Raw genomic sequence first — 23895 nt, 5'->3', positions numbered from 1 at the left:
CCACGACCGCTGTGCGACGTACGGGTTTCTGCATGGTCATTTCTCCTTGCTCCGGCGAACGACGGCAGGATCACTATGCGCCGCAGAAACGGCAGGGGGCGTCGCGCAATCTGGTGATCGGGCGGTGCGCGGCCGTATCAGGAAAAGGAACGGCGGGACCGATCACCAGATCATGCGATGCGCCTCGATTCCGGGCCGTGCCATTCTGGCCGGATGGAAAAGGGTGTTGTTCGGGTCGGCTGCCCGGGAATGAACGGCCGCCGATGAGTGATCAGACGAAAGTGATCGTCCTCGGCGTGATCGCCCTCGTCGTCGGGGTCGGCCTCGTTCTCGCGCTGCAGCCGGCCTGCACGTTCTGACGGCGGACGTCTCAGCTCCGCCCGGCGCCGAACTCGCCGGTTCCCCGCGCGGTGTTCGGCGCGGGCCACCAGGCCGCGTCCGAGATCGGGGTCGCCGGTGAGCCGGTGAGCCGGGGAACCACGTCGGTGACCACGGAGACCTCGCCCCGCTCGATCGCCTGGTACCAGGAGATCCAGGTCTCGATCTGTTCCCCGCTCATGCCCAGCCGCCAGCGCCGCGCGAAGGCTTCCTCAAGGGTTTCGGGTTCGTAGCGGTAGGGCCGGCCGGTGGCCGCGGCGATCCGGGTGACCGCTTCGCCGAGAGTCAGCGCCTCGGGCCCGGTGATCTCCAGGGTCGCGCCGTCGTACTCCGAGCGCGGACCGTCATCGAGGGCGACGGCCGTGATCACGTCCGCGATGTCCTCGTGGGTGACGAAGGCGGCCCGGCCGGTCGTCGCGGGGCCGCGCACGAGGAGTTCCGCGTCGGCGAGGGCCGCGGGCGTCGACGCGTAGAAGCCTGCCCGGAGGATCGTGTGGCGGATCCCGGCGCCGGCCAGGAACTGTTCGGTCAGCCACTGGTCGCGGGCGTTGAGATAGGTGGCGGCAGGCGCCGCGCTGACGAGCGACACGTACAGGACCCGGCGCACGCCGACCGCGATCGCAGCCTCGACCGCGGTGGCGTGTTCCTCCAGCCGGCGGCCGTTGCGGTGTCCGGAGACCAGGACGAGGGCCGACGCGCCGGCGAGCGCCCTGCGCATGCCCGCGGCGTCGGCGTAGGCGGCCGGACCGCGTCGCCGGGCGCCCGGCAGGTCGGGCATGCGGTCGGGACTGCGGCCGACGAGGAGCTGCGGGACCCCGTGGCCGGCGAGTCGGGCCGCGATCCGGCTGCCGAGCGCACCGGTGACCCCGGTGACCGCCACCGTGGCGTGATTCTTGTCAGACACCTTTTTCCCTCCACCCCGGGCCGATGTACATCCCGGCGTTCTTGTCTTCGCTCATGTCCGGCAAAGAGAGCAATGGGCTACGCCGCATCCTCCGGAGTGAGAGGGGGCCGGAGGCCCCCGCCAAGCGGGCGGTGCCGCCCGGCGCCGTCCGCTTGGTCACGATCCCTGTCTCACGATCCGTGTCGCGCGTGCCGGGGACCGAGGTGTTCGGTGCCTGCGCCGACCGGTGTCCGGCTGCGCCGGTCGTGCAGGGTGAAGTCGGCCCGAACGGCCACACCGGACTGCAGCAGCTTCTGGTGGACCAGGGGGTCTCGTCCGGGGTGCGACGCGACGACGCTGATATACCCCTCGGGAAGGCCGGTCACGGCGTACTCGCCCTGTGCGTTCGTCGTGGTGCGCACCAACTGCCGGCCACCGGTGTCCATGACGGTCACCGCGGCATGGCGGACGGGCTGCTGTTCGGTGTCGCGGACGGTGCCCTCCAGCATCGGCAACAGCTCGCCGAAGTGGTGCGGGCGGACCGGCAGCGGGGTGGGGACGGGTGCCTCCACGGTGGGGTCCTCCACCGGCGGCTCGGGAATGTCCTCCTGCTCGTCCTCGGCCCCCAGCGCCGCGGCTGCGCAGTGGTGCCGCCACGCGTCCAGGCCGAGCAGCGCCGCTCCCGCGGTGATCCACGCGCAGAGCACGAGGACCGGTCTCAGCACTCCCGCATCGTCGAAGTACATCACCCCCCTCAGGGCGTCGACCGCGTTGCCCAGCGGCATGACCGCGTGCAGCCCCTGGAAGAACCGAGGCAGCAGCGGGACGGGGACCAGGCCGCTGGACGGAACGCTCAGCACGACGTACAGGCCCAGACCCGCGAGCGGGAAGAAGTGCCGGACGAACGGTGCCATGCCGAGGGAGAAGGTGGCCACGGCCGTCGTGAGCAGGAAGGCGATCCCCAGGGCCGCGGGGTCGTCGGGGAAGAAGTCCAGTCCGACGCCGACGAGGAATCCCACCATGCTGAAGAGGCCGGCGGCGCCCGCGATCGTGATCAGCTTCCTGCGCCGGGTGAAGGTCACCGCCCGCAGCAGGGCCGTGGCGAGGATGTAGCCGGGGACGTTCCAGGCGATCCCGAAGTAGACCAGGGTCGTGCCGGTCCCGTCCTTGTCGACCGTGGGGGCCACGTCGGTGACCGTGAGCTTCTGGTGGTTGTGCGCCGCGAGCCGGCCGAAGCCCTTGTCCAGCGCCTGCTCCAGGGCCGAGCCGTTGGCCTCGGCCACGTACAGCACGGCGTGTTTGCCGTCGGCGGCGAAGCCTGCCACGGCGTCCCGGTCCAGCACCGCCCGCCGGGCGTCTCCGGCGTCCGCCACGGCGGTCACGTCGAACCCGGCCGGGTGCTCCCGCCGCAGCACGGTGTCGACCTTGCGTTCCAGCGCGAGATCGGCCACCGCGATCCTGGCGTGGTGGGGCTGGGGCTGGTGAAAGGCCAGCGGGAAGCAGAACAGCAGGCCCAGGAAGAGCAGCACCGGGATCGTCAGGGTCTCGACGAGGACCCGGGCCCCGGAAACGCCCCCGGCCCGCTCGGTCCGGGGCTTCACAGAACCACCCCTCGGCCGCCACGGCGAGCCGTGCCGCCGAGCCCGCGGGGCGCACGGGCAACCGTACGCCCGGCAGTCCCGAAGCCGCCTCTCCGGTGCAGGCCGGCCTGCAGTATTCGCGGTCCGAACAGTTTCACGGCGCCTCTCTCGACTGTCCCGCGCCCGGGCATCGTCAGGGCGCCATCTCGTTAACGTACCGATCGGAACATCTATGTCTGCTGGACCTTACGCGTACCGATCGGTACAGTCAAAGCGTGTCGCGCCCCGTCAATGCTGAAAAACGTGCCGAACTGCTGAAAAAGGTGGTGCACCACCTCCAGCACCACGGCGTCGCGCAGATGTCGCTGAGTCCGCTCGCCCAGTCGATCGGCACCACCAAGCGCATGCTGCTGTACTACTTCGGCAGCCGCGAGAACCTGCTGGCCCAGGCGCTGGCCACCAGCCGCCCAGACGCGCACGCCATGTTCGACGGCGTTCGGGACAGCGCGGAACTGCGTGCGGCGGCGCACACGCTGTGGGACGCCATGACGGTCGGGGAGCAGGCCGGGCCGGTGCGCATGCTGCTGCAACTGCTCAGCCTCGCCGCCACCGATCCGCATCAGTACGGCGCCGTCGCGGCCGAGACCGTCGAGGTCATGATCGGGCCCATCGCCGCGGCCTACGTCCGGCTGGGGCACCCGCCGCAGCAGGCGCGGACCGCGGCCACGCTGCTCGTCTCCGGACTGCGCGGTCTGTGTCAGGACCGCCTGGTGACCCACGACGCGGGCCGTACCGACGCGGCCGCCCACCGGCTGATCAAAGACGCGGTCGCGGCGGCCGACTGATCCGGTGCCCCGTTCCCGCCCGGTGACACGGCCGCACGGCCGACTCCGGACGGTGCCGACGGGAGTGATCCGGGAGCGCTCGGGGAAGGAGTCGGGGTGACGCCGCGGGGCGGTTCGGGCAGGTCCGTGCATCCGTGCCGACGTGCCAGGGCCCCTCGGCGGCAGCGGCACCCGGTGCTGAGCATCCTCGGCGGAAACGAAGGTCGACATCGTGCTCCGGAGACATCGCACGGCTCCGGCCCCACCTGCCGGTACGGACGGTGACGCCGGGCTCTTCACCCCCGACTCCGTGACCTGGCAGATGCACGGCGACCCCATGATGTGGGTCGCCGGCATCCGGGCGCTCTACCTCCAGGCCCTGCACCCTCGCGCGGTGCGCGGTGTCATGGAGAACTCCGACTTCCGCCGCGACGCCTGGGGCCGGCTCATGCGGACCGCGAACTTCGTCGGGACGACGACCTACGGCACCACCGAGGCCGCCGAGCGGGCCGGAGCGCGGATCCGGAAGATCCACAGCATGCTGGGCGCGACGGACCCGGACACCGGCGAACGGTACGGTGTGGACGAACCCGGCCTGCTGCTGTGGGTGCACTGCGCCGAGATCGACTCCTACCTGCACGTCGTCCGCCGCTCCGGCTTCCCGCTCACCGACGCGCAGGCCGACCGCTACATCGCCGAACACCGGGTCAGCGGCCGCCTGGTCGGCCTCGATGCCGCCGCCGTGCCGGGCGACCAGGCGGAGATGGCAGCCTACTTCGAGAAGGTACGACCGCAGCTCGCCGCCGGTGCCGACGCACACGCGGTCGACGACTTCCTGCTCCGCCCGCCGACCCACCCGCTCCTGATACTGGCGCGCGCAGCACTGTGGCGGCGCGTGGCCTGCCTCGCGTACGCCTCTCTGCCGCCGTACGCCCACGAGCTGTACGGCAGACCGGCCCCTCGACCCGCCGTCGTCACCCGCCGACTGCGCGCCACCGGCACCCTGTTGCGCTGCGTTCCCGCACGTCTGCGCTGGCAACTCCCGCCCAAACACATCCTGCGCGCCATGGCGAGGCTCGGCCCGGACGCACGCCCCGCACCGTACAAAGTCGGGCGATAGACAGCCATACTGGGCGAGCAGGGGGGTGTCACGGACCGCGACGGGGGGCGACGGCGCGCGATGGCTGACAGCAGGCTGGTCCAGGGGCGGTACCGGCTGCTCGACCTGATCGGGCGGGGCGGGATGGGCGAGGTGTGGCGGGCCCGCGACGAGTCACTCGGCCGGCAGGTCGCCGTCAAGTGCCTCAAACCGCTGGGCCCGCACCACGACCAGGCGTTCACCCGTGTGCTGCGGGAGCGGTTCCGGCGCGAGGCGAGAGTCGCCGCCGCCCTCTCCCACCGCGGGGTCACCGTCGTCCACGACTTCGGCGAGTACGACGGCATCCTCTACCTGGTGATGGAGCTGCTGGAGGGCCGCAACCTCAGCCAGCTCCTGGAGGACGACAAGCACCATCCGCTGCCCGTCGGCGACGTCGTCGACATCGCCGAACAGGTCGCCGCCGCCCTCGCCTACACCCACCGGCAGGGCATCGTGCACCGGGACCTGAAGCCGGCCAACATCATGCGGCTCACCGACGGCACGGTGAAGATCTGCGACTTCGGCATCGCCCGCCTCGGCCACGACATCGGTTTCACCTCCCGGCTGACCGGCACCGGCATCGCCATGGGCACCCCGCACTACATGTCCCCGGAGCAGATCGGCGGCACCGAGGTCGACCAGCGCAGCGACCTGTACTCGCTGGGCTGCGTCCTCTACGAGATCGCGACCGGGGCGCCGCCGTTCGACCTCGACGACGCCTGGGCGATCCTCGTCGGCCACCGCGACACCCCGCCCGCCCCGCCGCGCAGCCACCGCCCCGAGCTGCCCGGCTGGTTCGAGCAGGTCGTCCTCGACCTGCTGGCCAAGCGGCCCGAACAACGGCCGTACGACGCCGGGGAAGTGGGCCGCCGGATCATCTCCGGGCGGACGACACCCACCTACGTCCCCACCGTCGTCACCGCGCAGCCCCGGCTCCGCACCACGGAACCGGGCGCCCGCGAGCCCCGGCTGCCTTCCTGGACCCGGGGCATGACCACCGGCCACAAGGCGACCGGCGCCGCCCTGCGCACCACCCCGCCCGACCCTGGCGCCGGCCTCACCGGCGAGTGGACCGCCCGCCCGGCCGGCGGCGTCGCGGAACCGCTGCCGGCCGTCCCCGGCCCCTCCCCGGAGACCCTCGCCCTCCTCGCCGGCCGCCACAACGCCGGGCTCAGCCTGGGACGGCTCGGCCGCTGGGCCGAGGCCGGTGACGTGCACCGCGCCGTCGCCGCCGAACGCACCCGGCTCCTCGGCCCCGACCACCCCGACACCCTCGCCAGCCGTCACGAGATCGCCTTCATCCTCAGCCGCACCGGCCGTCCCGCCGACGCGCTGCGCGAGTACACCGAGGTCGCCGCCGCCCGCGAACACGCCCTCGGCCCCGACCACCCCGACACCCTCGCCACCCGCCAGGAGACGGCCTACGTGCTCGGCCGGTTGGGCCGCCATTTCGACGCCCACCAGGTCTACACGGCCGTCCTCGCCGCCCGGCAGCGGCTGACCGGCCCCGACCATCCGGACACCCTGCGCTGCCGCCACAACCTCGCCTTCAACCTCAGCCGGCTGGGCCGGCCGGAGGACTCGTACCGCATGGCCCACGAGGTGGCCGCGGCCCGCGCCCGGGTGCTCGGCCCGCTCCACCCCGACACCCTGGTCACGCGCTACGAAGTCGCCTACGCGTTAGGCCAGTTGGGCCGCTGGGAAGAAGCCCTGCAGACCTACCGCGAGGTGGCCGAGGCCCGCGGGCGCGCCCTCGGCGCCGACCACCCCGACACCCTCGCCGCCCGCTACGAGGTCGGCATCAGCCTGGGCCGCCTGGGCCGCAGTGCCGACGCGCTCGCCCTCTACCGCGCCCTGGTCGACGACCGTGCCCGCGTCCAGGGCCCGGCCCACCCCGAGACCCTGCGCGCCCGCCACGGCCTCGGCGTCAACCTCGGCCGCCTGGGCCGCTGGGAGGAGGCCCTGGCGGAGTCGCGCGACGTATGCGCGATCCGCGAACGGGTGCTCGGCCCGGACCATCCCGACACGCTGGTGAGCCGCCGCGAGGTGGCGGTGAGCCTCGGCTGGCTGGGACGCTGGGCGGACGCGCTGACGGAGTACAGGAGGGTGGCGAGCGCCCGGGAACGAGTCCTCGGACCCGACCACCCGGACACCCTCGCCAGCCGCAACGACGAGGCGCACTGCCTGGAGCAGTTGGGCCGGGGGGCCGAGGCGGTCGAGTTGTACCGGAGGACGGCGGTGCAGCGCCGGCGGAGGCCCTCCGACGGACGGCTGTGAAAACGCCCCGTGAGGGGCGCGGGGAACTGCGACCGGCCGCACACGACCCGCACCCCAAAACCGGCCCTCCTCGCAGAGCGAACCGGCACGCCTCTTACCCACCTAGATCATCGTGTGTTACGAAGAACCATGCCCGCTGCCACGGAACCCTCCCGCACCTACGACGCCATCATCGTCGGCGGCGGCCACAACGGCCTCGTCGCGGCGGCCTACCTGGCCCGGGCCGGCCGCACGGTCCTGGTCCTGGAGCGGCTCGGCCGCACCGGCGGCGCCGCGGTCTCCAGCCGCCCCTTCGCCGGCGTCGATGCCCGACTGTCGCGCTACTCCTACCTGGTCAGCCTCCTGCCGAGGAAGATCGTCCGCGACCTCGGCCTGAACTTCCGCGTCCGCGGCCGCACCATCTCCTCGTACACGCCCGTGGAACGCGGCGGGCGGCCGACCGGCCTGCTGATCGGCGGCGGCGAGCGGCGCATCCGCGAGGCCTTCGACCGGCTGACCGGAGCCAAGGCGGAGTACCAGGCCTGGCAGCGGTTCTACGGCACGACCGGCCGGGTCGCCGAGCGCGTCTTCCCGACGCTCACCGAACCGCTGCCCTCGCGCGAGGAACTCCGCCGCCGCATCGACGACGAGGCGGCCTGGCGGGCCCTGTTCGAGGAGCCGATCGGGGCCGCGATCGAGGAGAACTTCGCGGACGACCTGGTGCGCGGGATCGTCCTCACCGACGCGCTGATCGGCACCTTCGCCGACGCCCACGACGCCTCGCTGCGCCAGAACCGCTGCTTCCTCTACCACGTCATCGGCGGCGGCACCGGCGCCTGGGACGTACCGGTCGGCGGCATGGGCGCCCTCACCGACGCGCTGGCCGCCGCCGCGCGCTCGGCGGGCGCGGTGCTCGCCACCGGCCACGAGGCGGTACGAATCGAGACGGACGGCCGGAGCGCGGAGGTCGCCTACCGCACCGCGGACGGCGAAGGCGTCGCCGCCGCCCGGCACGTCCTGGTGGGCGCCTCCCCGCAGGAACTCGCCGCCCTCACCGGCGACCCGGCCCCGGAGCCAGCCGAGGGCGCCCAGCTCAAGGTGAACATGCTGCTCAAGCGGCTGCCCAGGCTGCGCGACACCGCCGTCGACCCGCGCGAGGCGTTCTCCGGGACCTTCCACATCGCCGAGGGCTACGGGCAACTGGCCACCGCGCACGCCCAGGCAGCGGCCGGCCGGCTGCCCGAGGCCCCGCCGTCCGAGATCTACTGCCACTCCCTGACCGACCCCACTATCCTCGGCCGTGACCTGGCCGAACGCGGCTACCAGACGCTCACCCTCTTCGGCCTGCACACCCCGGCCCGGCTCTTCGCCGCCGACAACGACGCCGTACGCGACGAACTCGTCAAGTCCACCCTCGCCCAGCTCGACGCCCACCTCGCCGAGCCGATCGTGGACTGCCTGGCCCTGGACGCCGACGGCCGCCCCTGCATCGAGGCGAAGACCCCCCTCGACCTCGAACGCGACCTGCGCCTGCCCGGCGGCAACATCTTCCACCGCGACCTCTCCTGGCCCTACGCCCAGGACGGCACCGGCCGCTGGGGTGTGGAGACCCGGCACGCCAACGTCCTGCTCTGCGGGGCGGGCGCGGTGCGCGGGGGAGGGGTGAGCGGGGTGCCGGGGCACAACGCGGCGATGGCGGTCCTGGAACAGCCGGCCGACTGACCCCTGGCCGGAACACGGTCAAAGAATCTGACGGGGCATCAGAAAACCTCTTCCGTCGACCGCACGACTGCGGCATCCTGCGCGCATGCAGACGGAGCTGAGCAAGACCCTGGGAGTCGAGCACGCCGTCTTCGGCTTCACGCCGTTTCCCGCCGTGGCCGCGGCCATCAGCCGGGCCGGCGGCTTCGGAGTGCTCGGCGCGGTCCGCTACACCGCCCCCGAGGACCTCAAACGCGACCTCGACTGGATCGAGGCGCACGTCGACGGGAAACCGTACGGGCTCGATGTCGTGATGCCCGCCAAGAAGGTGGAGGGCGTCACCGAGGCCGACGTCGAGGCGATGATCCCGGAGGGGCACCGGCAGTTCGTGCGGGACACCCTCGCCAAGTACGGCGTACCCGAGCTGGCCGACGGCGAGGCGTCCGGCTGGCGCATCACCGGCTGGATGGAACAGGTCGCCCGCACCCAGCTCGACGTCGCCTTCGACTACCCGATCCGGCTGCTCGCCAACGCCCTCGGCTCCCCGCCCGCCGACGTCGTCGACCGCGCCCACGACCAGGACATCCTCGTCGCCGCCCTGGCCGGCAGCGCCCGGCACGCGGTCAAGCACCGGGACGCGGGCATCGACATCGTCGTGGCCCAGGGCTACGAGGCAGGCGGCCACACCGGCGAGATCGCCACTATGGTCCTCACCCCGGAGGTCGTCGACGCCGTCGCCCCCCTGCCCGTCCTCGCGGCCGGCGGGATCGGGAGCGGCCGGCAGGTGGCCGCCGCGCTCAGTCTCGGCGCTCAGGGAGTATGGCTGGGCTCCATGTGGCTGACCGTCACGGAGGCCGACCTCTCCTCGCCCGCCGTGACCCGCAAACTGCTCGCCGCCGGCTCCGGCGACACCGTCCGCTCCCGCGCCCTGACCGGCAAGCCGGCCCGCCAGCTGCGCACCGAGTGGACCGACGCCTGGGACGACGCGAACGGCCCCGGCACCCTCCCCATGCCCCTCCAGGGCCTGCTCGTCGCCGAGGCCCTGACCCGCATCCAGAAGTACGAGGTCGAGCCCCTGCTCGGCACCCCCGTCGGCCAGATCGTCGGCCGCATGACCGCAGAACGCAGCGTCCAGGCCGTCTTCGACGACCTCACCCGGGGCTTCGAACAGGCCGTCGACCGCATCAACCGCATCGCCGGAAGGAGCGGCAAGTGACCAGCACGCCCCCCGCCGGGTTCTGGGCCCAGGCCACCAGCGATCCCGACCGCACGGTGCTCGTCGCGCCCGACGGCGAGGAATGGACCGCCGGCCGCCTGCACGCGGCCGTCAACCAACTCGTCCACGGGCTCCGGGCCGCGGGCCTGGAACGCGGCGACGCCTTCGCGGTCGTGCTGCCCAACGGGCCCGAGTTCTTCACCGCCTACCTCGCCGCCACCCAGGCCGGCCTCTACCTCGTCCCGGTCAACCACCACTTCGTCGGCCCGGAGATCGGCTGGATCGTCGCCGACTCCGGCGCCAAGGTGCTCATCGCCCACGAACGGTTCGCCGGCCCGGCCCGGCACGCCGCCGACGAGGCCGGCCTCCCGGCCACCCACCGGTACGCGGTCGGCGAGATCGAGGGCTTCCGCCCGTACGCCGAACTCCTCGACGGACAGCCCGGGTCGGCACCCGCGGACCGCGAACTCGGCTGGGTCATGAACTACACCTCGGGTACGACGGGCCGCCCCCGCGGCATCCGCCGTCCGCTGCCCGCCAAACGCCCCGAGGAGGCCTACCTCGGCGGCTTCCTCGGCATCTTCGGCATCCGCCCCTTCGGCGACAACGTCCACCTGGTCTGCTCACCGCTTTACCACACGGCCGTCCTCCAGTTCGCGGGCGCGTCCCTCCACATAGGCCACCGCCTGGTCCTCATGGACAAGTGGAACCCCGAGGAGATGCTCCGCCTGATCGACACACACAAGTGCACCCACACCCATATGGTCCCCACCCAGTTCCACCGCCTGCTCGCCCTCCCCGAGGATGTGCGCGCACGCCATGACGTCTCCTCCATGCGGCACGCCATCCACGGCGCCGCCCCGTGCCCGGACCACGTCAAGCGGGCCATGCTCGACTGGTGGGGTCCCAGCGTGGAGGAGTACTACGCGGCCAGCGAGGGCGGCGGCGCCTTCGCCACCGCCGAGGACTGGCTGAAAAAACCCGGCACGGTCGGCAAGGCCTGGCCCATCAGCGAACTCGCGATCTTCGACGACGACGGCAACCGGCTGCCGCCCGGCGAACTCGGCACCGTCTACATGAAGATGAACACCGGCGGCTTCGCTTACCACAAGGACGAGGCCAAGACGGAGAAGAACCGCATCGGCGACTTCTTCACCGTCGGCGACCTCGGCTACCTCGACGAGGACGGCTACCTGTTCCTCCGCGACCGCAAGATCGACATGATCATCTCGGGTGGCGTCAACATCTACCCCGCCGAGATCGAGTCCGTGCTCCTCTCCCACCCCGCCGTCGCCGACGCCGCCGCCTTCGGCATCCCGCACGACGACTGGGGCGAGGAGGTCAAGGCCGTCGTCGAACCCGCCCCCGGACACGAGCCCGGCCCGGACCTCGCCGCCGGCCTGCTCGCCCACTGCGCCGGACAACTCGCCGGCTACAAGTGCCCCAAGACCGTCGACTTCATCGCCGAGATGCCCCGCGACCCCAACGGCAAGCTCTACAAGCGGCGGCTGCGGGACCCGTACTGGGAGGGACGCGCCAGGCCGGTGTGACCGGCCGGGACCGGTGACCCGGCGCGTCAGGTGCCCGGCTGGTGCCGGGCCTCCAGGAACCCGGCGAGGCCGGCGGCATCGGTGCCGAGCTTGCGATAGACGCTGGACAGCAGCTGCCGCACACCCTGCTCGGTGAGCTGCAACTCCTTGGCGACCACGCCCACCGCGTGCCCCTGGACGGTCAGTTCGGCGGTCCGCAGCTCCGCCGCGGTGAGCGTGTCCACCTGCGCGTACCGCAACGGCAGCGGCCGCAGCCCGGCCGCCGACAACTCCTCCCGGGCCCGGGCGGCGAGCGCCCCGGCCCCGCAGTGGACGGCTCCCTCCAGCCCCTGGTAGAGCCGCTCGGCGGCCTCCTGGAGCCGGCCGGCCAGGGACAGCGCGGCACCGTGGCCGATCTGGGCACGGGCGAGTTCGTAGGCGGCCGGCGACTGCTCCAGCAGCTCGACGGCCTGCGCGTACAGGTCGACCGCCTGCGGCCCGCCGGTCACCTCGGCGAGTGTGTGCAGGGCCTGCCCGACGGTCGAGGCGGCACCGAACTCCCGGGCCCTGCGCACCGCTTCCTCGGCCTGGCCCACCGCCTCCTCGGGTGCGGTCGGGGCGAGCGCGGTCGCGAGCCGCAGCTGCCACGGGCACCAGGCCGGGTTCCGCCAGCCCCGCCCGTCCAGCCACTCCCCGACCTCGGACAGCAGCCGCGCCGCCTCGGCGTGCCTGCCCTCGGCGAGGAGGAGTTCGGCGTAGACGGTGCGGGGGTCGGGGTAGATCACGGCGTTGGGAGCCGTCGCACCGAAGTGGTGCTCGTCGGCGAGCGCCCGAGCGTCGGGGACGCGCCCACGGGCGAGCAGCGTCTGGATCAGGATGCCCACGGCGAACCATTGCGCGGGCACGGCCCCCTCCACCTTGTCGGCGATCAGGAGACCTCCCCGTACCAGTTCCTCGGCCTCGGCCAGGCATCCGCGGCGGTAGCGGATGTAACCGGCGAGGGTCTGGCCGAGAGCCAGGTGGGAGCCGCGCCAGCCCTTGGCGACGCACTCAGCGATCCCCTTGCTGAACAACTCCTCGGCCCGTCGCGGCTGGTCTCCGTACATGAAGACCAGTGCGACCGAGGCGGGGACCTCGAAACCCCGGTTCTCGTCGGTCCAGCTCATGCCGCCGTCCAGAGCCCGCTCGGCATGGGCGAGAGTGCTCTGTCGTGGTTCGCCGCGCAGAACGGCATCCCAGGCCCGCAGTCCCAGGATGTAGCGCTCCTCGAGACTGCGACCCGGCAATTTCTCGGCAAGTCGTGCCAGTGTCCGGGAGCGTGCCGGTGAGTCGTGGTCGTCGGCCTGGAACATGCCCCAGACGAACTGATCCGCCTGCATGCGCAGTTTGACGCGCGGATTGGGGGCCTGCCTCGCCTCCTCGGTTGCCACGCTCACGGCCTCGGCAAGCTGATCGGTGTGGGCCAGAGCCTGTGTCAGCCGGAAGACTATGGAAGCGCGCAGATCGGGCTCGACGTCGGACTCCGCGAGCGCTTGGCGCAGGTACCGGACAGTGGCGGTGGGCTCGATCAGGAACGTGGAGCACGCGAGTTCATGGAGGACCGCTGCACGGTCCTCGGGCAGGGGCGGTTCCCGCAGCGCACGGGTCAACAGGCGCCGGGCGGCCTCGGTGGCCCCGGCGCCAAGGTACGCGCGAGCTGCTTCGCGCAGACACACCACCGCCTCCGAGTTCCCTTCGCACGGAACCTCCAGCAGATGCCGGGCGGCGGCGGTAGGACCGTGCCCCGCGGCCAGGACGGCCTCCGCGGCGGCGTTGTGCATGCCGACCCGGATTGCCTGCGGGCGGATGGACCGGTAGATCGTCGTGGTGATCAGCGGGTGCATGAACTCAAGAGAGCCGTCGATCTCGTGTCCGTAGGACAGGATCCGGGCCGCTCGCAGCTTTTGGATCGCCTCGGCCGCCTCCTCCTCGCCGAGGACCGCGATGGTCGCGGCGAGCTGTGGCGAGAAGGGTGAACCCAGCACGGCCGCGGCGTGCGCGAAGCGGACGGTCGCCGTGCCGAGCCGTTCGAGCTGCTCGATCAGTCCCGGGCCCTTGATCGCCGCGGCGAGCTCACGCATCGTGAGCAGGTCGTCCTCGGTACCGTTCACCTTCCGCTCGGCGAGCTTGATGGCGAGCTCCACGGTCTCGAAGGGGCTCCCGCCGGTGGCCGACCAGCATTCCTTGCAGAACTGGTCCTGGGCTCCCTCTCCGACTTCGGCCCTGACGATCTGGGCCACACCTTCGGCGGTGAGCAGCTCGAGTTCGTGGGGGCGGTCACCGTGGTGCCCCACGACTGTGCGCAGTTCGCCCCCTTCAGGCGGCAGGTCGTCGGGCCGGTAGGCGACCACGAGCAGCAGCGGGAGGTCGTCGACCCGCGGCACGAAGGAGGTGAGCCACTTCAGGGACTCTGCGTCCGCCCAGTGCAGGTCGTCCAGGAGCAGGACTACGGGCGCCTTCTTCACCGTGAGCCGCGTCATGACCCAGTCCAGCCCCTCGCGGACCCCGGTGGGATCCGGAGCCGGAGCGTGCCCCCTTGCTTCCAGGCCGAGCACGGCGGCGACGGTGTCGTACCAGCTTCCCAGGAAGGCGCGGAGTTCCGACTCGTCCATCCGCGCCAGCGAGGGTTGCATCAGCTGGCGTACCACGCGGAACGCCGAACCCTGTTCTCCCTCGCCGCCTCTGCCCGACAGCACGGTGAATCCGCCCGCCGCGGCCTTCGCGCGTGCTTCCGTCATGAGGGCTGTCTTGCCCAGCCCGGCCGAGCCCGTGAAGGCGAGCAGTCCCTTGCGTCGTACTCGCGGTGCGCCGCCGGCGGTGCGCCGCAACTCCCGGAACGCCGCATCAAGGGCCTGAAGTTCCCGTCGACGCTCGATCAAAGTCTTTTGATCCATGACCGGTTGCCGCGGCTCCGTCGCCATATGCCGTACCGCTTTCTTTCGTTCGGCCCGGGGACAGTCGAGGGTACGCCTTGTCAGGGTGTGAGCAGGCCGGACTGAGTACTATCGGGTGAATCATGAACTGCAGAAGGGATAATGTCCGCCTTTCGGGTAGGAGGTTTTGATGGCCGCCACTCTCAGATGCGGTCGCCGCAGTGCGTCAGGTACTCCTACGACACGACGCTCACCGATGTCACATCCGCGTAGCGGGGTACGCTGCGGGACCAGTGATAACACCCGCGGATCCAGCCGATCATGCCTTCCACGTAGCCGACTCCCGCGGGGCTGAGTTCCGGTTCGACCTCGGCGTAGAGCTCCTGGAACTCCTCGATCGTGCTGTTGATCTGCCGGATGGCGAGGATAACGGCAGTCTGCAGAGAGCAGCGGTTCTCGCGCTGGTGGGCCAGGGCCAAGTTGATCATCCCGCCGGATCGCTGTTCCTTCACCGCGGAGAACAGGTCCGGTATCCACACCGCCGCGTCGGCGGAAAGCCGACCCAGTCGCTGCACCACGGGGTGGTGCAGTTCGGCGGGGGACAGTTCGCCCGGCTGCGCGGCTTCGCACAGCGGGTAGAACGGCTCGACCCCTGCGATCAGGGATCGTATGGAGGTGCAGTCCCCGGACCGTAGAAGGTAGGGCTGGGCCTGGGCCACCGCTTCGTACAACAGACCGTGCACATATTCCCGGCTCTTCCAGGCCCACCGCGCGGTCTGCGCGGGAGTACACCGCTCCCGGACCTGCCGGTAGAGATCCGCCAGGGCTGCTCCAAGGGGAGTGCCGGGTGGCCGGCCGTCCCGCAGAATCGCGATGCTTTCGAACAGCATCGGCAACAACAGGCCCGGAGAGTGTTGACCGACGTCCTCCGCCAGGTCGTCGAAAACGAACTGGTAGGCAATCTGATTGGCCACGATCTGGAGGAGATCGGAATCCACGTCGGCGCAGATGTAGGACGCGAGTTCGGCGGGGCGAGTGCGGGCGATCATCGTCGCCACGCCGGGCTCGTCCGTCAGCCCCCACACACGCAGCCATACGCCGACGCCGGCCGCGGCTTCGGCCTCATGGGGGTTGCGCAGAAACGGGAAGGGCATGCGGAGATGGGCGTCGATCAGGTCCCCGAGGTTGGCGACCCGGGTTCCGTCCGATGCACCCACCGTGACTTCCTCACGCGTTGTCGACACTGTGGTCACCTGCCGTTCGGGAGTCCGGAGCCTGTCGAGCCTGTCGGGTGCAGACCGCGCGGCGCGGGAGCGGAGGGCGGGACGACGCCTCCGGCGGCCGGTGCGGGCGGGTCTCGCGGAACATGACGAGCGAGCGCGGCCCCAGCGTGATCGCGGGGCGCGGTGGCCGGTCGGCGTACCCGGGCAGATGGCGCAGGCGGACGCGGCCGGCGATGGTCGCGAGCGCCACGGTGATCTCCACCATGGCGAACTCGTCGCCGAGGCACTTGCGGTTGCCCGCGGAGAACGGCATCATCGCGCGCCGCTGTGCGGAGGTGGGCCTGCCCGGCAGCCAGCGGTCGGGGTCGAAGCGCTCGGGGCCGGGGAACCACGACGGATCGTGGTGGAGGAGGTAGGGGCTGTAGAGCACGGTGGCTCCGGCGGGCAGCCGGCGGCCGGCGAGTTCCGTCTCCCGGGTGGCCACGCGGGTGAAGAGCCAGCCCGGGGAGGAGTGCCGCAGCGTCTCGGAGACGACGCACCGGGTCTGGACGAGGTGCGGCAGGTCGTCGGGGCCGGGCCGGCGGCCGCCGGGCAGGACGGTGTCGAGCTCGGCGTGCAGGCACTGTTCGGCCTCGGGATGGCGGGCCAGCAGACTGAAGGCCGCGGCGAGCGACAAAGCCGAGGTCTCGGCGCCGGTGAGCAGCAACGTGATCAGGTCGTCGTGGATCTCCCGGTCGGTGCGGGCGGGGGTCTCGCCGTCGCCGTCGGGGGCCGCCAGCAGGGTGCCCAGGACGTCGTCGCGGGCGGTGCCCCGGCGGCGCTCCGCGATCACCGCGTCGATGATCGCGTGCAGGCGGGCCAGTGCTCGCCGGTAGCGGCGGTTGGCCGGGGTCGGGAGCCGGAACAGCGCGTCGATCGGCACGACCGTGCGGACGAAGAGGCCGCGGACGACGTCGGCGAGGCAGTGCCGCACCTGGGCGGCGGTCGTGTCGTCCAGCGAGTCGGAGAGCAGGACCCGGCTGATCACGCGGGTCGTGAGGGTCATCATCGCCTCGGTGACGGGAACCGCTCCGTCCGCCTGCCATCCCTCGCACACCGACGCGGCCTCCTCGGCGACGAGTTCCGTGTAGGCGGCGGCGTGGGAGGGTCGGAACGCCGGCTGCAGCAGCCGGCGCTTGTCCCGGTGCGCGGACTGACGGCAGGTGACCAGTCCGTCCCCCATCAGATGGCCCAGCCTGTCGTACAGCGGACCCCCCTTGTCGAAGGTGTGCGGGTCCATGAGCACCTCGTGGGCCAGCTCCGGATGGCACACCATCCAGGCACGCCGGGGGCCCAGCCGTATCTCGACCAGATCCCCGTGGGCGGGCAAAGAATTGAGAAACGCCAACGGGCGACGGTATAAGGCGATACCGTGGCCGAGGAGTGGGAATATGCCGGGAGCAGTACCTGTCGTCCACGTTCGTTTCTGTTCAGACGCGGCACCGTTCATGGAAACCTCCTGCCCAGTACGACATGTGAAATGAACGAACCTGCTTCGAGGCTGACAGCCCGAGACAAGTCCTGCCCAGTTCAATCACGTCCGGGTTTCCGGAAACCTTTCTCCAAAGGGGCGCACAGGGGCACGTCGAAGCAGAAAGCCCATGGCATGAAGACCTCTTGATGCGTGACGCATCGATTGTGATTCCTTTTGTCACTCCAGTGCGGTTCCATCCCGTGCCGCCTCCCGGGACCGGCGGGAAAGCCACGGCGGCCGAGCGGACCCGTCGGTTTTCGCCGTCGGCCTTCGCGGTCGCTTGACCTGTCACGGCCGCGGGCCGAGGATCATGAGTCATGACGCAGGGACAGGGCAGCACGGTGGACGGGGTGCTGCGGCGCAGCGCCCGGCGCACCCCCGCGCGGGTGGCGGTGCGGTACGGCGAACGGCGCTGGACGTACGAGGAACTCGACGACGCGGTCTCGCGCGCGGCGAGCGTCCTGCTCGGCCGGGGCCTCGACCGCGGTGACCGGGTCGGCACCTACGGACACAACTCCGACGCCTACCTGATCGCCTTCCTCGCCTGCGCCCGCGCCGGCCTGGTGCACGTCCCGGTCAACCAGAACCTGACCGGCGACGACCTCGCCTACATCGTCGGCCAGTCGGGCAGCTCGCTGGTGCTGGCCGACCCCGATCTGGCCGGCCGCCTCCCCGACGGCGTACCGGCGCTGCCCCTGCGGGACGCCGACGGCTCGCTGCTGGCCAGGCTCGCGGACGCGGCGCCGTACGACGGGCCCGAGCCGCGCACCGAGGACCTCGTGCAGCTGCTGTACACCTCGGGGACCACGGCGCTGCCCAAGGGCGCGATGATGACCCACCGGGCACTGGTGCACGAGTACCTGAGCGCGATCGCCGCCCTCGACCTGAGCGCCGGGGACCGGCCCGCCCACGCGCTGCCGCTCTACCACTCCGCCCAGCTGCACGTGTTCCTGCTGCCCTACCTCGCGGTGGGCGCCACCAACATCATCCTCGACGGGCCCGACGGCGACACCCTCTTCGACCTCGTCGAGGCCGGGGACGTGGACAGCCTGTTCGCCCCGCCCACCGTGTGGATCGGGCTCTCCAACCGGCCCGACTTCGCCACCCGCGACCTCGGCGGACTGCGCAAGGCCTACTACGGGGCGTCGGTCATGCCGGTGCCCGTCCTGGAACGACTGCGCGAACGGCTGCCGGAACTTGCCCTGTTCAACTGCTTCGGGCAGAGCGAGATCGGACCGCTCGCCACCGTCCTCGCCCCCGAGGAGCACAAGGGGCGACCGGACTCCTGCGGCCGCACCGTTCTGTTCGTCGAGGCCCGTGTGGTGGACGAGGACGGCGCGGACGTGCCCGACGGCACCCCCGGCGAGATCGTCTACCGCTCACCGCAGCTGTGCGAGGGCTACTGGGACAAGCCCGAGGAGACCGAAGAGGCCTTCCGGGACGGCTGGTTCCACTCCGGCGACCTCGCGGTGCGCGACGCCGACGGCTACTACACGATCGTCGACCGCGTGAAGGACGTCATCAACTCCGGTGGCGTGCTGGTCGCCTCACGACAGGTCGAGGACGCCCTCTACACCCACGAGGCGGTCGCCGAGGCCGCCGTGATCGGGCTGCCCGACGAGCGGTGGATCGAGGCGGTCACCGCCGTCGTCGTACCGCGCGGCGAGATCGACGAGGCCGGCCTGATCGCCCACGTGAAGGAGCGACTGCCGGCCTTCAAGGCGCCCAAGCGGATCCTGTTCGTGGACGCGCTGCCCCGCAACGCCAGCGGAAAGATCCTGAAGCGGGAACTGCGGGACCGGTTCGGCCCCGCCTCCTGAGGACCCGGGACGCCGCGCCCGGCACGACCCAAGAAGTCTGGCTCCGCACCCGGCGCGGCTTCCGGCACCACGTCCGCCGTTCACCGATGGCGTGCGCAGGGCAGACATGCGCTGCTGCCTCCCCGTCCCCCTCCGCCCACCCGCGGGCGTCCATCCGGAGCTGGCCGCCCCCACCGAGGACCGCGCCCGGCACACCGCCCCGCCCGCCTCAACCGCACCGCGGGCGAGGGCGACGCCTTCCCCCGCGAGGTCGGCGTACCGGACGGAGCCGGCCACCATCCGCTGACCGTGCGGGAGGCCCTCTTCCCGGTGAGCCCGGCGCAACGCCTCGCCCGGCGGCAGGCCGGGGGACTGTGGCCGTACCACGCACCGGGCCGTACCGTCGCCGACCGCGACAGTGGGGCCGCCCGCCACCTGTCCGGCATCGGCCGCCTCGTGCCGCCGTCCGCCCAGTCCCGTTCGCCCCGAGGGATGACGGCGGTCCCGAACCCCCGCCCGGATGTGGCCCGGCGAAGGGGCACCTTCGTAGCGTGGGCACATGTCGACCCTGTGGGAACTCATGCACGACTGCATCCCTGACGACCACGCCCGTCAGGTCACCTCCCGCTACTACCTCGACGAGGCGATGCGCTCCCCGCGGGCACCGGACCGGGTGGTCGATCTCGGCTGCGGCAGGGGCACGTCGGCGGAGCTCTTCCGCACACACGACTCCGGCGTCCGCTGGGTGGGAGTCGACATCCGCGATTCACCGGAGGCGGAGGCCGCCCAGCGCACGGGCGCGCGCGACAGCATGGTCTACTTCGACGGCGTCAACCTGCCGTTCCGCTCCGCCGCGGTACCGCTCGTCTACTCCCACCAGGTCTTCGAACACGTCGCCCGACCCAGGGAACTGCTCGCGGAGGTGCGCAGGGTGCTGCGGCCGGGCGGGCTGTTCATCGGCAGCACCTCCCAGTTCGAGCCCTACCACTCCTTCAGCCTGTGGAACTACACGCCGTACGGATTCCGGGTGCTCGTCGAAGACGCCGGGCTCACCCTGGAGGAGATCCGGCCCTCAATCGACGGCGTGACACTGATCATGCGCACCTACCACGGCTCACGGAGGAAGGAGTACGGCCGCTTCTGGCGGACGGAGTCGCCGCTCAACACGGAGATCGACGCCTGGGCCCGCAAGAGCAAGCGGGAGACGGCGCTGGTGAACCTCCGCAAGCTCACGTTCTGCGGCCAGTTCGCGTTCCGGGCGCGCAAGCCGGCCCCGCCTGGCTGACACCGGGGGCGTTCGCCGAAACCCGTTGCGGCACCGCGCCTCCGTCCCCGAAGATCGGCGCCATGCCCACCTTCACCGCAGCCGACGGGACCCGCCTCGCCTACCACGTCAGAGGGGAGGGCGAACCACTCGTCGTGCTGCCGGGCGGCCCCATGCGGGCCTCCGGCTACCTCGGGGACCTCGGCGGGCTGACCGCGCACCGCCGGCTGGTCCTCCTCGACCTGCGGGGGACCGGCGACTCCGCCGTGCCCGCCGACCCGGCGTCGTACCGCTGCGACCGGCTCGTCGACGACGTCGAGATGTTGCGCGCGCACATGGGCCTCGACCACATGGACGTACTGGCGCACTCGGCCGGCGCGAGCCTGGCCATCCTGTACGCGGCGGCGCATCCGCAGCGGGTACGGCGGCTCGCGCTGATCACCGGCAACCCCTCGCCCCTCGGGCTGCTCGGCACCCCCGAGGACCGGCTGGCGGCGGCCCGGCTGCGGGCGGGGGAGCCCTGGTTCGAGGAGGCCTACCCCGCGCTGGAGGCGTGGCTGACCGGCTCCGGCGAGTTCGACGAGGTGTTCATGCCGTTCTTCCACGGCCGCTGGGACGACGCCGCCCGGGCCCATGTCGCGGCCACCGAGAAGCAGAGCAACTTCGAGGCGGGCGACCGCTACTTCGCCGAGGGCGCCTTCGCCCCGGACGCCACCCGGGCCGCCCTGCGCGCCCTCGCCGCCCCCGTCCTGGTGTACGCCGGTGAACTCGACGGCGGCCCCAGCCCCGCTCTGGCCCGGCGCGTCGCCGAGGCCTTTCCGGTCGCCGAGGTCACCGTGCAGCCCGGCGCCGGCCACTACCCCTGGCTCGACGACCCCGAGTGGTTCGTCCGCCGTACCGTCGCCTTCCTGGACGCCTGAGCGGCCCTCGGGCCCCGTGCGCCGCAGGCCGTCAGGAGGCGGTCGGAGGACCTGTCCACCGCCCGGGCCGGTACATCCGGGCACGGACCGCCCCGCGGCGGTCCGTGCACCCGCAGGGGCTACCGGTCGGCGGCCACCGCCACCTCCCGCGCCCACCGGTAGTCCGCCTTGCCGCTCGGCGACCGCTGGATGGCCTCGGCGATCACCAGCTGACGGGGCACCTTGTACCCGGCGAGCCGGCTGCGGCAGTGCGTCTGGATGTCCGTGAGGGAGAATGGCTCGGCACCCGTGCGCAGCTGCACCACGGCCGCCACGTGATTGCCCCAGGTGGCGTCGGGCACCCCGGCGACGAGCGCGTCGTACACGTCCGGGTGCGACTTCAGCGCCTGTTCGACCTCCTCCGGGTACACCTTCTCGCCCCCCGTGTTGATGCACTGCGAGCCGCGGCCGAGGACGGTGACGACACCCTCCTCGTCGACCGTCGCCATGTCGCCGAGGAGCACCCACCTGCGGCCGTCCTTCTCGAAGAACGTCTCGGCGGTCTTCACCGGGTCGTTGTAGTAGCCGAGCGGGACGTGCCCGGTCTGCGCGACCCGGCCGGTCTCGCCCACGGCCACCGGTTCGTGGGTCGCCGGATCTACCACCAGGGTGCGGGAGTTGACGCGGACGCGGAAGCCGCTGCCGGCCCCGGAGTCGTCGGTCGCGGTGCCGTTGAAACCGGACTCGGAGGACCCGAAGTTGTTCAGCAGCACGGCGTTCGGGACGAGCTCGCTGAACTGCCGGCGCACCGTCTCGGAGAGGATCGCGCCCGAGGAGGAGACGCTGAACAGGGCCGAGCAGTCGGTCCCCTTCAGCGGTCCGCCGAGGGCGTCGACGAGCGGGCGCAGCATCGCGTCGCCGACCAGCGACATGCTGGTGACCTTCTCCTTCTCGACGGTCCGCAGCACCTCCTCGGGCACGAACTTACGGTGGATCACCACCCGTTGCCCGAAGTTGAACCCGATGAAGGTGGTGAGCGTGGACGTGCCGTGCATCAGCGGGGGAGTGGGGAAGAAGGTGATCCCGCTGCCGCCCGCCGCGACCCGCTCGGCCAGCTCCTCCGGCCGGCCGACCGGCTCCCCGGTCGGCGCGCCACCGCCCAGCCCGGCGAAGAACAGGTCCTCCTGACGCCACATCACGCCCTTGGGCATCCCGGTCGTGCCGCCGGTGTAGATGATGAACTGGTCGTCCGCCGAGCGCGCGGGGAACCCTCGTCCGGGCGACCCGGCCGCCTCCGCCTCCGTGAAGGCGAGGGCCTTGAGCCCCCCGTCCACCGGCTCACCCACCCGCACCAGGTGCCGCAGCCCCGGCGTCCGGGGCAGGGCCGCCGCCACCCGGTCGTCGAACTCCGCGTCGAAGACCAGCGCGACGAGATCCGCGTCCCGGTAGAGGTACACCAACTCCTCTTCGACGTACCGGTAGTTCACGTTGACCGGTACCACCCGCGCCTTCAGGCAGCCGAGCACCGTCTGCAGGTACTCCACCCCGTTGTAGAGGTGCAGCCCGAGATGCTCGCCGGGCTTGATGCCGCTGTCGACGAGGTGGTGGCCGATGCGGTTGGCGGCGGCGTCCAGTTCCGCGTAGGTCAGCCGGCGCTCCGCACCCGTGCCGGGGTGGTCGACGTACACGAGCGCCTCGCGGTCGGCGGCCACGTCCACGACCGACTCGAACAGATCGGCAAGGTTGTACTCCACCGCTCCTCCTGACCCCGGCGACCGTGACGAAGAAAGGCGCACCCGTCCGTTCGCCGGTCATCAGAGCAAAGGGCGCGGCAAGTGTGAAGGGTTCGCGCGAAGAAATCTGACTGCCTGTCAGAAAACCCTTGAAGTGCCTCCCCGGCTACTGCAACCTGTTCTCGTTCTGGTGGAGGGGAGGCGATCCCCTCCGGAGGGGAGAGGGTCCATGGCTGGGACGGAACACCTCACCGTGCGGCGCGAGGGCGCCACACTCGTGCTCACGCTCAACCGGCCCGAGGCGAAGAACGCGCTCTCGATCTCCATGCTGGTCGGCCTGTACGACGGCTGGATCGAGGCCGACGAGGACGACGGCGTCCGCTCGGTCGTGCTCACCGGGGCCGGGGGCGCCTTCTGCGCCGGGATGGACCTCAAGGCACTGGCCGGGCAGGACATGGCGGGCGAACACCTGCGCGACCGGCTGAAGGCCGATCCCGACCTGCACTGGAAGGCGATGCTCCGTCATCATCGCCCGCGCAAACCGGTGATCGCCGCGGTCGAGGGGTACTGCGTCGCGGGCGGCACGGAGATCCTTCAGGGGACCGACATCCGGGTGGCGGCCGAGTCCGCGACCTTCGGGCTCTTCGAGGTCCGGCGGGGGCTCTTCCCGATCGGCGGTTCCACGGTACGGCTCCAGCGGCAGATTCCGCGCACCCACGCGCTGGAGATGCTGCTCACCGGGCGGCCGTACAGCGCCCGGGAGGCCGCCGGCATCGGGCTCGTCGGGCATGTCGTGCCGGACGGCTCGGCGCTGGAGAAGGCGCTGGAGATCGCCGAGCAGATCAACGCGTGCGGGCCGCTGGCGGTCGAGGCGGTCAAGGCGTCGGTGTACGAGACGGCGGAGATGACGGAGGCGGACGGACTGGCCGCCGAACTGAAACGGGGGTGGCCGGTCTTCGACACGGCCGATGCGAAGGAAGGCGCCCGTGCCTTCGCGGAGAAGCGGCCGCCTGTTTACAAGCGTGCGTAGCACTGCACGGGCCTGGG

General features: G+C 71.7%; 16 protein-coding genes. 10 read left to right on the top strand and 6 right to left on the bottom strand.

The window, feature by feature from the left end; translation table 11 throughout:
- Positions 1-370 precede the first annotated feature (370 nt).
- Complete coding sequence (locus BLW82_RS03105) at positions 371-1282, bottom strand: NAD(P)H-binding protein (RefSeq protein ID WP_093497350.1); 912 nt, start codon at positions 1280-1282, stop codon at positions 371-373.
- A gap of 170 nt (positions 1283-1452) precedes the next feature.
- Positions 1453-2862, bottom strand: coding sequence for a carboxypeptidase regulatory-like domain-containing protein (locus tag BLW82_RS03100; protein ID WP_256215611.1), 1410 nt, complete (start codon positions 2860-2862; stop codon positions 1453-1455).
- A 254-nt stretch (positions 2863-3116) separates the two neighbouring features.
- Between BLW82_RS03100 and BLW82_RS03095 the strand changes: the two genes are divergently transcribed.
- The 6 genes from BLW82_RS03095 to BLW82_RS03070 all read left to right on the top strand — a co-directional run bounded on the left by BLW82_RS03095 (position 3117) and on the right by BLW82_RS03070 (position 11526).
- Positions 3117-3686, top strand: a complete 570-nt coding sequence (locus BLW82_RS03095) for a TetR/AcrR family transcriptional regulator (RefSeq protein ID WP_093497349.1) — start codon at positions 3117-3119, stop codon at positions 3684-3686.
- A 301-nt stretch (positions 3687-3987) separates the two neighbouring features.
- Entirely contained in the window at positions 3988-4785 is a 798-nt protein-coding gene (locus BLW82_RS03090; protein WP_093507818.1) for an oxygenase MpaB family protein, read from the top strand.
- A 60-nt stretch (positions 4786-4845) separates the two neighbouring features.
- Complete coding sequence (locus BLW82_RS03085) at positions 4846-7080, top strand: serine/threonine-protein kinase (RefSeq protein ID WP_093497348.1); 2235 nt, start codon at positions 4846-4848, stop codon at positions 7078-7080.
- Between the two features lie 129 nt (positions 7081-7209).
- Complete coding sequence (locus BLW82_RS03080) at positions 7210-8781, top strand: phytoene desaturase family protein (RefSeq protein ID WP_093497347.1); 1572 nt, start codon at positions 7210-7212, stop codon at positions 8779-8781.
- A gap of 85 nt (positions 8782-8866) precedes the next feature.
- Positions 8867-9976, top strand: a complete 1110-nt coding sequence (locus BLW82_RS03075; protein WP_093497346.1) for an NAD(P)H-dependent flavin oxidoreductase — start codon at positions 8867-8869, stop codon at positions 9974-9976.
- Positions 9973-11526 carry an acyl-CoA synthetase gene (locus BLW82_RS03070; RefSeq protein ID WP_093497345.1) on the top strand — a complete coding sequence of 518 codons (1554 nt, stop codon included), beginning with the start codon at positions 9973-9975 and terminating at the stop codon, positions 11524-11526. Before BLW82_RS03075 ends, BLW82_RS03070 begins: the two co-directional genes overlap by 4 nt.
- Before the next feature lie 26 nt (positions 11527-11552).
- Here BLW82_RS03070 and BLW82_RS03065 read toward each other — a convergent pair whose 3' ends face one another.
- From BLW82_RS03065 to BLW82_RS03055, 3 genes are all read right to left on the bottom strand, one after another.
- Positions 11553-14465, bottom strand: coding sequence for an ATP-binding protein (locus BLW82_RS03065; RefSeq protein WP_093497344.1), 2913 nt, complete (start codon positions 14463-14465; stop codon positions 11553-11555).
- 188 nt (positions 14466-14653) lie between these two features.
- Entirely contained in the window at positions 14654-15634 is a 981-nt protein-coding gene (locus BLW82_RS03060; protein WP_256215610.1) for a (-)-alpha-amorphene synthase, read from the bottom strand.
- Positions 15635-15644: 10 nt separating this feature from the next.
- Positions 15645-17129: a cytochrome P450 gene (locus tag BLW82_RS03055; protein ID WP_093497343.1), complete on the bottom strand. Its 1485-nt coding sequence runs from the start codon at positions 17127-17129 to the stop codon at positions 15645-15647.
- A gap of 341 nt (positions 17130-17470) precedes the next feature.
- Here BLW82_RS03055 and BLW82_RS03050 point away from each other — a divergent pair, with 341 nt between their 5' ends.
- The 3 genes from BLW82_RS03050 (at position 17471) to BLW82_RS03040 (ending at position 21136) form a co-directional block, all read left to right on the top strand.
- The gene (locus BLW82_RS03050) at positions 17471-18973 is read left to right on the top strand and encodes an acyl-CoA synthetase (RefSeq protein WP_093497342.1); all 1503 of its coding nucleotides are present in this window, start codon (positions 17471-17473) and stop codon (positions 18971-18973) included.
- 538 nt (positions 18974-19511) lie between these two features.
- Positions 19512-20237 carry a class I SAM-dependent methyltransferase gene (locus BLW82_RS03045; protein WP_093497341.1) on the top strand — a complete coding sequence of 242 codons (726 nt, stop codon included), beginning with the start codon at positions 19512-19514 and terminating at the stop codon, positions 20235-20237.
- Between the two features lie 62 nt (positions 20238-20299).
- Positions 20300-21136 (top strand): alpha/beta fold hydrolase, encoded by an 837-nt coding sequence (locus BLW82_RS03040; protein WP_093497340.1) that lies wholly within the window; start codon positions 20300-20302, stop codon positions 21134-21136.
- 119 nt (positions 21137-21255) lie between these two features.
- Here BLW82_RS03040 and BLW82_RS03035 read toward each other — a convergent pair whose 3' ends face one another.
- The gene (locus tag BLW82_RS03035) at positions 21256-22869 is read right to left on the bottom strand and encodes an acyl-CoA synthetase (protein ID WP_093497339.1); all 1614 of its coding nucleotides are present in this window, start codon (positions 22867-22869) and stop codon (positions 21256-21258) included.
- A 208-nt stretch (positions 22870-23077) separates the two neighbouring features.
- Here BLW82_RS03035 and BLW82_RS03030 point away from each other — a divergent pair, with 208 nt between their 5' ends.
- Positions 23078-23878, top strand: a complete 801-nt coding sequence (locus BLW82_RS03030; RefSeq protein ID WP_093497338.1) for a crotonase/enoyl-CoA hydratase family protein — start codon at positions 23078-23080, stop codon at positions 23876-23878.
- The last annotated feature ends 17 nt before the right edge of the window (positions 23879-23895 follow it).

The sequence above is a fragment of the Streptomyces sp. Ag109_O5-10 genome (assembly GCF_900105755.1).
Classification (GTDB): Bacteria; Actinomycetota; Actinomycetes; order Streptomycetales; family Streptomycetaceae; genus Streptomyces.
Note: the sequence above shows the minus strand (reverse complement) of the source record. Positions and strands in the feature narration are given on the sequence as shown.